The organism is Mycolicibacterium agri, assembly GCF_002553505.1.
GTDB lineage: Bacteria > Actinomycetota > Actinomycetes > Mycobacteriales > Mycobacteriaceae > Mycobacterium > Mycobacterium agri.
This window is the reverse complement of record NZ_PDCP01000031.1, coordinates 21,637-34,256: the sequence shown is the minus strand read 5'-3', so window position 1 is coordinate 34,256 and position 12,620 is coordinate 21,637. Positions and strand designations below refer to the sequence as shown.

Below are 12,620 nucleotides of genomic sequence, written 5' to 3'. Positions count from 1 at the left end.
TTTTTTCGTAGACCCAGGCCGTTAGAACATTCCGACAATTTCGTGGGCTGTGAGGACCGATCCGACCACAAGCACTAGCCATCCTGCGATGGCCAGCGCGTTTTGGTACCAGCGGCTGCGCAGACTGCCCATCAACGACCCGCGGTTGGACAGCCAGATCAGCGCAAGGCCTAGGAAGGGTGTGAAGAACAGGGTGACCGCTTGGACTGTGACGATGATCTGGACCGGCAACTGACCACCGGTTATCAGCGTCGCAATCAAGCCGAAAATGAGGACAGCCGAGGTGATGACGCGCACCCGCCGCTGATTCAGATCACCCGAAACGCCGAGTGCGTCGTTGAGCACCAGCCCCCCGGCCGCCGAGGCCACCATCATCGAGGTGAACCCCGCGGCGAAGATACCCAAACCGAAGATAACCGACGCATATGAACCGGCCACAGGTTCGAGCACCTGTGCCAACTCTTCCCCCGACCCTATTGCGGTGATGCCCAAAGGGGGCAGGATCGCCGCAGCGGCCACGACGATCAGACTCGTCATCAAGGCCGGCGATACGATGCCGCCACATACCGTGTCAACGATCGTCGACTCTCTGTAGGACGACGCCTGGGTGCCCTTCTCCTTGATCGAATAGATGACGAAGAAGGCGGAGTTGACTGACACGCTCGTGCCTAGCAGCGCAAGAAACTGGATGCTGATGCCACCTTCCGGCGGTGTCGGAATCAAACCTTTTGCGGCCGAGGCCCAGTCCGGATGCGACACGAACGCCGTCACGAGAAAAATAGCGACCATGAGTCCGACCAACGCCGTCATGGACCGTTCCAGGTACTTGTAGAAGCTGCCCGGCGCCCAAACCAATGCCAGCGCAACGACAACCGAAACCCAGATTCCGACTGTGCCGATCATCGACGATCCAGTGGCCGACGCAATGCCTACCTGCGCGCCAAGCGTGTTGCCCACCTGGTAGGTGAGCACCAGCAGAATGTAGGCACAACCGAGAATCACCCCGACCCAGCGTCCGAGGTCTCGCCTGATGATCGTGATGGGTGATTCCTTTGTCGAAATGCCAATGCGCACGCCCATGTCGAGAAACGCCAGCGCGAGAAGCCCGGAAAACACGATGACCCAGATCATGCTGTAGCCGTATTTGGCGCCGATGGTGGCAGCCGTGGAGATATTTCCCGGACCGAACTGCCACGCCGCCGCGAGAACAGCTGGCCCCAGAACTAAGAGGATGGTCTTCCTTCCGAATCTCGTCCTCGTCGGCGATACCTCAGAACGAGTAGAAGACATAGGCAGCCTCATTTCTGGACAGATGGTCGAACCAATTTAGTATGAACCCAGTCACATTCTTTGACAAGGGTTGGCGCCTCGGAGGATGAAACCAACCTAGAGCCGCGATAAGAACCTTCAGGTTGATCCCGTTATTTCGCTGCTGACACAACGGTTTACGAGGCAGCCATGGGAGTGGTTGCTATCTGACAACAAATAACGCGGCTGTCAGCACTACGCCCAGGACACAAATCGCCCGACGCAGAGTTGCCGCGCTGAGGCGCCGGGCGAGACCGCCGCCAAACAATCCACCAATTGCAGACGCCGGTATCAGCGTTGCAACGATCGACCAGGTGATGTCCGGGGAAGCCCCATACACGATGACTCCGGCCGCTATGACGAGAACCGAAAGCCCGGCCTTGAGACCGTTCAACAACTGCAAATCTGCAACAATGGACAATCCGAGTAGCGCCAGCAGAAGAACGCCGAGACCAGCCGAGAAATATACGCCGTACACGCCTGCCACGAAAGAAGAGACTTGAGCGAACTTGCCCCAGCTGAGGTTTGGGCTTTTCCGCAGCTTTTTGGTCAGGTATGGCTGGACGTACAGCAACAGTGTCGAGAAGATCACCAGGTAAGGAACGATCCTCTCGAAGACATCTGAGGGCGTCGTGCGCAGTAGTAGTCCACCGGTTAGCCCGCCAATGATCGCGGCAGGGGCCAATCGCACAAAGTTATGACGTTGCAGCCTAAGCTCATTGCGATAGGCTGCTGCGCCTGTCAAATATCCTGGTGTTAATCCGATCAGCGAGGTCATGTTCGCCGCGGCCGGGTTAAGACCGGCGAGAAGTAACGCGGGGTACACCACTAGCGTTCCGCCGCCAGCAGCCGAGTTAAGACCCCCTGCAACCACACCCGCAACCGCCACTAGCAGCAGTGTGGTCACTTCCTGTGAGCCTCTCGCTTTCGACCGTCATTGTCACGCAGCTTGTTTGGGTGGCAGCAACCACCTACCCGCGAAAGAACGGAACACTTGGGCGATGAGGATAAGGAGACAGCAGTCGGCTGACCTCCCTATTCACCTGTGTTTCCGAGCGTTCCGTCGTTCAGACATGTACACGGCCACCTCGTTCAAGTGGGTCATCATCGCAAGGCGTGCCGCCTCAGCATTCTTGGCCGCAATCGCCTCATAGATCCGGCGGTGCCCTGCGACCGACACCGCCCTACCTGCTTTCGTGGAGTGTGAGGCGCGGCGAGCATCGCTAAGCCACTCTTCTGTGGTCGTGATCAATGTGACCAGCAGCGGGTTCTGGGTGGCCTGGGCGATCAACAGATGAAATTCGTAGTCCTGTTGCATGGACTTCGTCGGGGGCAGGTGAGCATGCGATGTATCCAACACGGTCTTCAGCTGGAGCAGGTTCGCCGGCGTTGCTCGCTGCGCGGCCGCCGCAGCGATCGCCGGCTCGATCGCCTGTCGGAGATCGACGACCTGGGCCACGGAACGTTCCGACCTATCCATCGCACCGTAGAGACTCCCACCGAATCCCTGAGAGTCGAGCACGATTGTGCCCCTGCCAGTGCGTCGTTCGATCAGGCCCTTGTGTGCGAGCTCCTGCATGGCATCGCGTACCGAAGCGCGAGAAACCCCCAATGACTGCGCGATTTGCCGCTCTGGCGGCAGCTTGCCGCCGGGCTTCAATTCACCCAGCGCGATTAGACGTTCGAAGTAGGCTGTGAGCTTTTCCCCCACGCGTTGACTCCGTATGTCCAACTCGGACAGGTCCAGTGACATATTCGCGACTAGTGCGCCAGAGGCTTGGGCTGCGTCCTCACTTGTCTCCGTATTCCGCACGGCGTGGCCTCTCAGCTCTTGACTGTCTGTCCCGAATCAGCGGACATCGCATCGGGGGACCCGCTTATCAAGAAGCAGGCTCGCAACACACACTACCATCAAGACAACAACTTGGTCCGACCATCCGTCCGCAGATACTAACCCATGGAAGGCGATGCAACCGGGGCCGGAGCCGGAACCCATCTAGGTTTCGATCGCGAAACTGCCAAACTTATAAGCGCAGGTCGAGCGGCTTCGTCAAGTTTCGACCGTGAGTATCTGCTCAAGCTGCGCCCGATCGAGCGTACCTTCTGCCAGCGCCACGTCGGGGATATTGCGGTCGGCGGCGATCATCGGGCACCTCCATTTCCCCAAAGAGGTCATGCTCGATGCGCGCCATCACACTCGACTCATTTGCTGGAGTATCACAACGTCAGGCTAGTCGCACAAGCCGCGGCCACTAGTGCCGTGGGCTAGCCGGCGCCCCAGTTCATCAGCCTGCGCTTTTCGGCCTGAAACTCCTCTTCGGTCAGCGCGCCGGAGTCACGCAGCGCCGACAGGTGCCGCAGCTGTTCGAATCGGATTCCGTCCGCGCTGGGCGTGTAGGGGTCGCTGAGGTCGAAGGTCGCCTGAGGAGCACCCGCCGGAGACGGGCGCCTGCCTCTGCGCATCGCCCAGGTGATCGAGGCCGCCAACGCGATCGCGCCGACGACGAAGAGCCCCGCGAACATCCACACCAGCCACCAGCGCGACGCGTCGTGGCCGAACGCCAGCCGCGGGTTGATGTAGCCGTCGACCTGTCCCCCTGCGGTGATGTTGTAGGTGGCTTCGGCGGCGACCTCCATCCGCCACACCCGCACGTGGGCGTCGTTGTTGATCGTCGTTGTGGTGCCGTAACTTTCGATGATCTGAGGCTCGGGCACGCCGTCGGGCGGGTCGATGCCCAGCTCCAACGGCGGGACGGGAAGGCCGCCGCTGGTGCTGCCGATGGTCTGGGTGTGAAAGCTGACCGTCGCCTGCCCCTCGGGCAGGTGTACCTGTCCGGTTCCGGGGATCGGCACCTCGCCGTAGGCGTTGTACTTGTCGAACACGAAGGCGTTGAGCACCAGGGTCACGACGAAGCCGACGACGGCCACCACCAATGTCAGCACCGAAACCGCGATGAGGATCCGCGGCGCAGTCCGACCGCCCGTCATTCGCGCAGTTTGCCACGACCCGGTTTCCTTCGCCCGGCCAATCCACCGATCGGCGGTATCTCGCGGCCTGCGGTGGCATCGCCGACTACCGTGGTCGCATGCCCGAGAAGGCGTCACGTGGGCCTGAATCGAGCGTGGTGGTCCGGCCCGAGCCGATGGACAGCGCGACGTTCACGGCGAGTTCGCGGTTGCAGGCGGCTGGATTGCGTCCGGCGATAGAACTTTTCGAACAGGCCGCGCAGGTGGTTCCGCTGCCCAAGCAGCCGTACCCCATCGTGATCGCTGACTACGGCGCATCGACCGGGCACAATTCGTTGCTGCCCATCTCGGCGGCGCTGTCGGTGTTGCGCGGCCGGACCCGCCCGGAGCACTCGATCTTGGTCGTGCACACCGACTTGCCGGACAACAACTTCACCGTGATGTTCGAGACGCTGAACGACGACCCGGACACCTATTTGCGCAAGGACGCCGCGACGTTCGCCTCCGCCGTCGGGCGCTCGTTCTACGGCCAGATCATCCCATCGAACAGCGTGCACCTGGGCTGGTCGTCGTGGGCGGTTCAGTGGTTGAGCCAGGTGCCAGCGCCGGTGCCCGACCATGTGCACATCGCCTACAGCGCCGACCAGAGCGTGCGCACGGCCTACGCCAAGCAGGCGGCGCGCGACTGGCACGAGTTCGTCGCGTTCCGGGGGCGCGAGTTGTGCCCCGGCGGGAAGCTGGTGGTGCTGACCATGGGGGTCGGTGAGGACGGCGAGTTCGGCCACCGCCACCTGCTGACCATCCTGGTGGACGTGCTGGCGGAACTGGTCGCCGACGGCCTGCTGACCGAGGACGAGACGCGTGGCATGTGCCTGCCCATCGTGGGGCGCAGCGAGGCCCAGTTCCTGGCACCGTTCGCGCCGTCCGGCCGTTTCGAGCGGCTCTCCGTCGAGCATCTCGAGGTGTTCGACGCCGAGGATCGATTCTGGAATCAGTACCAAGTCGACGGCGACGCACAGGCTTTCGGTGCGCTGTGGGCGGGTTTCGTCAGGGCCGCCGTCTTCCCCACCCTGGCCACCGCCCTTGCCGGCGGCCGCGGCGATCCACGTGTTTCGCAGTTCTACGACCGGTTGGAGGCCGGTATCTCCGAACGGCTCGCCGCCGCGCCCGAACCCACCCACATCCCACTGGCCAAGCTCGTGCTGACCAAACATCGGAGGACCTTGTGACGTCGAGCGAATCGGTGGACCAGAACCAGCTGCGCCAGTCCATCGTGCGGCAGCTGTATCGCCGCTCCGGCGCGACGGGCCAGATCCAGCTGCCCGCGGTGCCGGGCCTCATCGACGAGTACGTCACGATGTGTGACACGGTGTTCGCCGGTGTCGGGCGCAAGTTCACCGCCGAAGAGCTCGCGCATCTGCGGGAGCTGTTGGCCGATCAGCTGGCGCAGGCATATGCGGCCTCGCCGCGGTCGATGATCACGATCTCCTACAACGCCCCGTCCAGCCAGCTGCTGAATTACCACATCAAGCCGGAGTGGTGGACGATCGAGGGCGCCTACGAGAACTGGATCGGCATCCGCCAGCCGCCGTACTTCGGTACCGAGCCCGACGCGCGGGTGTTGGCACTGGCGGGTGAAGCCAACGACCCCAAGGCTTTTCGAGTACTCGACGTCGGCGCGGGCACCGGCCGCAACGCGTTGGGCTTGGCGCGGCGCGGCTATCCGGTCGACGCGGTGGAATTGACGCCGAAGTTCGCCGACATCATCCGCACGGAGGCCGACCGCGAACTGCTCGACGTGCGCGTGATCCAACGCGACGTCTTCGCCACGCTCGACGATCTGCGGCGCGATTATCAGCTGATCGTGTTGTCGGAGGTCGTCTGCGACTTTCGCACCACGCAGCAGTTGCGCGGCGTTTTCGAACTCGCCACGCACTGCCTCGCCCCGGAAGGGCGGTTGGTGTTCAACGCATTTGTCGCCCACGACGGATACGTGCCCGACGACGCCACCCGCCAGTTGGGCCAGCAGTCCTACACCAGCATGTTCACCCGCGATGAATTGGCGACGGCGGCAGCAAGTTTCCCGTTGACACTGCTGGCCGACGACTCCGTGCACGACTACGAGAAAAAGCACCTGCCCGAAGGGGCATGGCCGCCGACGAATTGGTACCCGAATTGGACTGCGGGCCAGGACGTCTTCGATCTTGCGCGCGAGTACGTTCCGATCGACATGCGGTGGCTGGTCTACGGCCGCATCTCGTAGGCGCCGTCGTAGGCCTGCACCCGCTCCCACACCCGCCCGAAGCGCTCCGGGTCCGGTACCGGCTTACGTATCGCTTCGATCGCCCAATTCTGCTGATCCTGGGTTGAACTCGGTTTGCCGTGCAGGGCGACGGCATAGCTGCTGAAGTCACGGATCTGGAAGTCGAAGATCTGGTCGACGATGTCTGCCATATCCGAGTCCATGCCGGTCAGGCCCGCTTGCTCGAGGATCAGTTGCCCATAGACGATCAGCGAGAACAGGTGGCCGACATTGAGCAGGAAGTCGAGGTCTTGCTGCTGCTCGGCATCCGGGGGCGCCGTGACGAGGAACTGCTTGAACGCCAAGGCCTGCTCGTAGAACCTGGCGACGTTGGGAATCACCGCGTGCTTCTGGTACACCGGCGCCCAGTCGGCAAAGTGCACCTTCGCCGCGCCGCGGGTGGGACCCTGATTCCAGAAGAACACGTCGTCTGCGGGATCGGTGCGGGGCGGAATATCCGGATACTGAGCCGGATTGAGCATGTAGTTCGGCATGAACTTCAGAATCAGGCCGACATTGACATGCACGGTGCCTTCCAGCCGCGGTAAGGCGCCGATCAGCTGGGCCACCTCCCGAAACATCGTGTTCTTCTCGTAGCCCTTTGCGGCGACCACATCGTGCAGCGACCTGATGACGGACTCGCCCTCCATGGTGACCTTCGCCTTCGTCACCGGATTGAACAGCAGATAGCGCCGATCCTGCAGGCTCGCGCTGCGCAGATAGTCCACCGAACGCTGGCTGAAGAGTTTCATCGCGACAAGACGCGCATAGGAGTCGACAAAGGTGGTGCGCACATGTGCGAAGTCGGTCACCGGGTTGCCGTACAGAATTCGGTTCTGCGCATGGGTGATCGCCTCGTAGAACGCATGCTCGACCATTCCGATCGAACAGGTGCACAGATTGAACTTGCCGATGTTGACCGTATTCAACGCTGCGGCAAAGGCATCCACACCGGTGTGCAGAATGTCCTGGGCGCGTACCGGGTAGTTCTCCAAGAGGAAGGTGCTCACATAGATCTGCATGTGCACGACGTTGTCGATCAGGTGGTAGTTCTCGTGCCGGCTGTCGGCGGCGAAGAACACGTACGCATCCTGCCCGTCGGCGTCGCTGCGGCGGCCGAACACCGGGACCATGCTGGCGACGTTGCCGTTGCCGATGTAGTACTTCTCGCCCGTCGCGCGATACAGAACGCCGTTGGCGCGGTCCTCTTCGCTCGCCGGGGTGAGCACCATGTCGGTGTTGTAGACGTCGGCGCCGTGTTCGCGTTCGGACAGCCCAAATGCCATCACCTCGCCGGCCTCGAGATCGTCGGCGGCCTTGAGCTTGGCGTCCTTGTTCTCGCTCTGCCACACCGGCCCGAGCCCCAGAATGGTGACCTGCTCGGTGTACCAGTACGTCAGCCCATAGAACCCGAGGATCTCCGAGAGTGCGGCGTTGCGCGCAGCGTCCCAGCGCTTGTTCTCATCGCCGTCGGCAAATTCGGACGGCGTCAGAAACGTCGCGAAGAGCCTTTCCCGCTTGACGAAGTCGATGAAATCGGCGGGCCACACGGTGTTGAGGTCATCGTCGAGCAGGCGCTTCTTGCCCTGGCCCTCGAAGAACTCGATGGTTGCGCGCAGTAGCCGACGGGTCTCGGGATCGAACTGCTGCGGATCGTATGTATTCGGATTGAACAGCAGGCCGTCCGTCTGGGTCATGGAGGCAGATTATGGCGCGGGCTGCTGCGGCTGTATCGGTCTTGGCACGAATGGCAGGCCCGGGATGGTCTCGTACGGCAGTTCCGGGATCAACCGGGGCCGCGACGTCGGCGTCGACGGTTCATCGACCGGCGGTGGCGGCGGCTCCGAGGTTTCCGGTGGCGGTGGCGGCGCCTCGCTGGTGGCAGGTGGAGGTGGCGGCGGGGCCTCCTGGGTGATCGTCTGCGGCGGCGGCACCACCGTCTGCGTCACCACCGGCGGTGGCGGCGGGGGTGCCTCACTGGTCGGCGGTGGCGCCTCGCTGGTCGGCGGCGCGGTCGGCGTCGTCGTGGTGGTGACCGTGGGCGACGGGGTCGGCTCGGCGGCGTCGTCGTCGCGTAACACGAACCACACCGCCAGCGCGACGGCGGCCAGCACCAGCAGCAGTCCGCCGATCAGCAGCGCGTAGGGGCTGCGTCGGCCCGCCTCGGGCGCTGCGGTGGTTTCGGGCTCGGTGAAGTGGATCGGTGGGCGCGGTGCGGCCGCCGGCTCGCCCTGATAGTCGTACGGGTCGGTCGGGGCGACGTCGGGAACGTTGTCGGCTTCCGACCAGGCCAAGGCGGACGGCACCGCGTCGTAGGCGTCGGCCTGAACTTCCGGCGCCATCTGGGTGGCGGCCACGGCGGCGGCAGCGGCGGTCGGCGGCGCGACCGCCTGGGCCATCGCCGTCGCGCCGACGTCGGCTCCGCGTGCCGCTTGCAGTCCGCCGCCGATCGCGGCCGTCAGCTCCGGATGCGGCGTGGTGACGACGGGCACGCCGAAGTGCTCGGACAGCGTCGTCGTTATCAGCGGGATGCGCGCCCCGCCGCCAATCGTGGCGACGGCGGCCAAGCTGCGAACTCCGTTGCGGTCCAACGTCTCCTGCACCACCCCGGCGAGATCGACGAGCTGCGGCCGGATCGCCTCGTCGAGCTCGTTGCGGGTCAATCGCACTTCGCCGCGGTGGCCGGGCAGTTCGGCGACCAGCGAGGTGGCGGCCGTGGTTGACAGTCGTTCCTTGGTGGCGCGACATTGCGCGCGCAGCCTGCTCAGCGGTCCGATCGCCGACGTGCCGGTCATGTCGGCCGCCGCGGATGCGGACAGCCCACCGATGACCTGGTTCAACAAGGCGGTGTCGACCAGATCGCCGGAGAAGTCGCTGTGCCGGACCGTCGGGCTGACCGGATCGCCGGCGGCGGCGTCGAGCAGCGTGATGCTGGTTCCGCTGCCACCGAAGTCACACAACGCGACGACGCCGCTCGTCGGCAGGCCCGGATCGTCCCGCAGCGCGGTCACGGCGGCGGCCGCGTCGGACACCAGGCCCGCGGAGGCGAGCTCGGGGACCCTCGCCAGTGCCGCGCGCAACGCCTCGACCATGGGCGGGCTCCAGTGCGCGGGGTGTGTGACCGTGACGGGATCGACGGTGCCGCATCCGTTGGTGACGTCGTAGAGCAGCGTGCGCAACGCCTCGGCCAGCAAACCCTCACCGCGGTGGCTGCTGCCGTCGGGGGCCACGATGCCCACCGGATCGCCGACCCGGTCGACGAAATCGGTGATCACGGTGCCGCGGTTGTCCGGGGTCAACCGCGGGTTCTCGGCGGGCAGCCCCACTTCCAGCGGCCGGTCTGCAAACAGCGTGACGACGGCCGACCGCGTCACCGCGGCCCGCCCCACCACAACCGCCGTCAGGTTGGTCGCGCCAACCGACAGCCCTACCCCATCAGCCATGTCGCGGCCCACCCTATCGTTTGCCGCGACGGGGGTGGGAGTCTGCTCAGCGGATGGTGCCCGCCCCGGGGATCAACGGGAGGTCAAGCGCCGTCACCCAGCCCGGCGAAAGGTTATTGACGGCGGGGACAGCGTTGAGCGCCCGCATCCCCGTCGCCAGGCAACCCGCGGCGGCGGCGTCGCGGCCGGAGCCGTCGGTGAACCGAAACGCGGTCTCCTGGAAGATGCTTGGCGTGCCCTCGATGTCGACGCGGTACACGTCGTTCTGGTTTCCCGTCGGCCAGTCCGGTGCCGCGTCGTCACCGATGCGGTTGACGTGTTCCAGCTGAATTCGCGTTTCGCCCTGGTAAACACCGTTGATGGTGAACCTGACGGCGGCTACGTGGCCCGCGGGGATGACGCCCTTGGCCGACTTGCGCTCGGTGGGTGTCACCCATTTGTCGTAAGTGGTGGTGATCTCGTCGAGCATGATTCCCGCCGCATGCGCAATCATGGGAACTGTTCCGCCCCAGGCGAATACCAGGATGTCCGGGGTCTCAAGCATCGCCTTCTTCTCGGGCGGCCTTCCGATGCCCATCTCGCGTTCGTAATCGCCGGTGTAGTTCGTGTAATCGAGCAACTCGGAGGCGCGCACCTTGCGCACTTCGGAGCACAGGCCCATGAGCGTCATCGGAAACAGGTCATTGGCGAAGCCGGGGTCGATGCCGGTGGTGAAGCACGACGATTCGCCGAGTTCGCACGCCTCGGTGATGGGCGTGATCCAAGTCGGCGGGTTCAGATGCATCGTCGGCCACACCCACGGCGTCATCGCGGTCGAGCAGACGTCGATGCGTGCGCGCAGGAACCGGACGATGAGCGCGATGTTGTCGTCGGCGTGCGCGGCCGTCGGCCCGTAGTGCACCAGAGCGTCGGGCTTCAGGTCGATCAGCGCGTCCACGTCGTCGGTGGCGGTGATGCCGAGAGTTGTGCCCAACCCGCAGATCTCGCCGACGTCGCGGCCGACTTTGTCGGGGTTGCTCACGCCGACGCCGACCAGTTCGAAGAGCGGGTGCCTGACGATTTCGGCGATCACCATCTTGCCGATAAATCCGGTGCCCCACACTACAATTCGCTTGCTCATCAAATGCCTTCCAGCGGTCTACGGCAACATCCCCGCATCTTGGTCGACCCTAACGGGAATGTCTGCGCCGCCGAAGGGCTTTGGGTCGTTGTGCGAGGCGAAGTCACCGGCAAAGCCGAAGGCCCGCGGGTTCGCACACCAATGGATAGCGGTCGACCGGGATCGGCAACGGGCTGGCGAATTCGAGCGTGAACGGCGTCTTGGTCATGCCGGGAGGGACCCCACACTGCGCGTTGTGCAACGACGTGTGCTCGCCCGTCATCGTCACGTCGTCGAATTTGTAGGTGTCGACAGTGGGCGCGGTGCTGCCGTCAGGACACTTGAAGCCGTCGGTTTTGTTGGTGGTGAGTGTCCACTTCCCACCCGTCAGGCGAGCGTCACCGCCCCAGTTGAGGTTGTCGAGCTCGAATGTGTACCGGCCCTTGGTGGCGCTGACCACCTTGAGCGTGCACGCCACCGGCAACTCCAGCGGCTCACGCAGGTCCCCCACCGTGGGCACGCAGATCGGGTAAATCGTCCAGGTCGCCTCGGGCAGACCCGGCGCCCGGAACATGTAGTTGCCCTCCATCACCTGGTCGGCCGCCGACGGGCTCGCGGTTGCCAGCGCCGCTCCGGCCATCACGATGGCAATGCCCAGCAGTCGAGCAATCGTCCCCATATCCCTCCTCAGCCCACTGCAAGGAGTATCACAGCGTCGTTTCGCCGCAGCAAGGATGGGGCGGCGTCGGGCAATCGCGGCCGCCGCGCTCCTCGGTCTTCTAGACTCCCGCCATGAGAAGGCCGGTATCGGCGTTTGCCGCCTGCGCGGTGATCGCGGTCGGCGCACTGATCAGCGGGTGTACGAACACCGTGCACGGCGCCGCCGTCAAGCCGGCGAGTGTGGTGCCCGCCGATGACGTGCCGCCGTTGAAGGAGTCCGCGCTCGACGACCTCATGCTCAGCAACAGCGAGCTGAACGCGATCGCCGGCATGGAACTCGCGTCGTTCTATACGACCGACGAGATGAACGACAACGCCCACCTGGTCTCCGACATCGATTGCCTCGGCGCGATTTATCCCGGCGAAGACGCCGTCTACGACGGCAGCGGCTGGAGTGCGGTGCGTGACGAGTTGCTGCTCGAGGCCGGCGGTGAGGCCGACTCACACCTCGTCGAGCAGACGCTGATCCTCTTCGATTCGCCCGACGAGGCCGTCGAGTTCTTCGAGACGTCCAGGGAGAAGTGGCGAGAGTGCGAGCAGGCCACCGACATCGAGGTCGACGAGGGCGCCTGGCTGCCCGCGCAGGTCGCGGACGTCGACGAGCGCACGATCGCGTTGAAGGCGCAGGTCGGCGGCACCCTGGAAGGCACCTGCCAGCACGCGATGGGCGTGGTGTCGAACCTGATCGTCGAGGGGCTTTCGTGCGACGCCGACGACAACGACGACGCGCAGAAACTCACCTCCCGAATACTGGAGCAGGCCGCCGAGCGGTAGCGCGGGC

The 12,620-nt window shown here is 64.3% G+C and carries 11 protein-coding genes; 3 read left to right on the top strand and 8 right to left on the bottom strand.

Going from position 1 to position 12,620, the window contains the following annotated elements; all coding sequences use genetic code 11:
• Positions 1-21 precede the first annotated feature (21 nt).
• The 4 genes from CQY20_RS17780 to CQY20_RS17765 form a co-directional block, all read right to left on the bottom strand.
• The gene (locus tag CQY20_RS17780) at positions 22-1,290 is read right to left on the bottom strand and encodes an Nramp family divalent metal transporter (RefSeq protein ID WP_220100347.1); all 1,269 of its coding nucleotides are present in this window, start codon (positions 1,288-1,290) and stop codon (positions 22-24) included.
• 181 nt (positions 1,291-1,471) lie between these two features.
• On the bottom strand, positions 1,472-2,215 hold the full coding sequence (locus tag CQY20_RS17775; RefSeq protein WP_097941403.1) for a sulfite exporter TauE/SafE family protein: 744 nt from the start codon (positions 2,213-2,215) through the stop codon (positions 1,472-1,474).
• A 132-nt stretch (positions 2,216-2,347) separates the two neighbouring features.
• Positions 2,348-3,019, bottom strand: coding sequence for a FadR/GntR family transcriptional regulator (locus CQY20_RS17770; RefSeq protein ID WP_163700610.1), 672 nt, complete (start codon positions 3,017-3,019; stop codon positions 2,348-2,350).
• Between the two features lie 554 nt (positions 3,020-3,573).
• The gene (locus CQY20_RS17765) at positions 3,574-4,296 is read right to left on the bottom strand and encodes an SHOCT domain-containing protein (RefSeq protein ID WP_097941401.1); all 723 of its coding nucleotides are present in this window, start codon (positions 4,294-4,296) and stop codon (positions 3,574-3,576) included.
• 98 nt (positions 4,297-4,394) lie between these two features.
• On the opposite strand from CQY20_RS17765, the gene CQY20_RS17760 reads away from it, so the two are divergent.
• Together CQY20_RS17760 and CQY20_RS17755 are read left to right on the top strand one after the other, a co-directional pair.
• Complete coding sequence (locus CQY20_RS17760; protein ID WP_234816295.1) at positions 4,395-5,504, top strand: class I SAM-dependent methyltransferase; 1,110 nt, start codon at positions 4,395-4,397, stop codon at positions 5,502-5,504.
• Positions 5,501-6,538, top strand: coding sequence for a class I SAM-dependent methyltransferase (locus tag CQY20_RS17755; protein WP_234816294.1), 1,038 nt, complete (start codon positions 5,501-5,503; stop codon positions 6,536-6,538). The genes CQY20_RS17760 and CQY20_RS17755 overlap by 4 nt, the downstream gene beginning before the upstream one ends.
• On the opposite strand, the gene CQY20_RS17750 is transcribed toward CQY20_RS17755, so the two are convergent.
• The 4 genes from CQY20_RS17750 to CQY20_RS17735 form a co-directional block, all read right to left on the bottom strand.
• A complete protein-coding gene (locus CQY20_RS17750; RefSeq protein WP_097941400.1) occupies positions 6,520-8,274 on the bottom strand; it encodes an acyl-CoA dehydrogenase family protein in 1,755 nt (584 codons plus the stop codon). The two genes, CQY20_RS17755 and CQY20_RS17750, sit on opposite strands and share 19 nt — an antisense overlap.
• 9 nt (positions 8,275-8,283) lie before the next feature.
• Positions 8,284-10,020 carry an Hsp70 family protein gene (locus tag CQY20_RS17745; RefSeq protein WP_097941399.1) on the bottom strand — a complete coding sequence of 579 codons (1,737 nt, stop codon included), beginning with the start codon at positions 10,018-10,020 and terminating at the stop codon, positions 8,284-8,286.
• A gap of 46 nt (positions 10,021-10,066) precedes the next feature.
• Entirely contained in the window at positions 10,067-11,140 is a 1,074-nt protein-coding gene (locus CQY20_RS17740; protein ID WP_097941398.1) for an NAD(P)H-dependent amine dehydrogenase family protein, read from the bottom strand.
• A 103-nt stretch (positions 11,141-11,243) separates the two neighbouring features.
• Positions 11,244-11,798 (bottom strand): hypothetical protein, encoded by a 555-nt coding sequence (locus tag CQY20_RS17735; protein WP_165789272.1) that lies wholly within the window; start codon positions 11,796-11,798, stop codon positions 11,244-11,246.
• A 113-nt stretch (positions 11,799-11,911) separates the two neighbouring features.
• Between CQY20_RS17735 and CQY20_RS17730 the strand changes: the two genes are divergently transcribed.
• Positions 11,912-12,613 (top strand): sensor domain-containing protein, encoded by a 702-nt coding sequence (locus tag CQY20_RS17730; protein WP_097941397.1) that lies wholly within the window; start codon positions 11,912-11,914, stop codon positions 12,611-12,613.
• Positions 12,614-12,620: the final 7 nt, after the last annotated feature.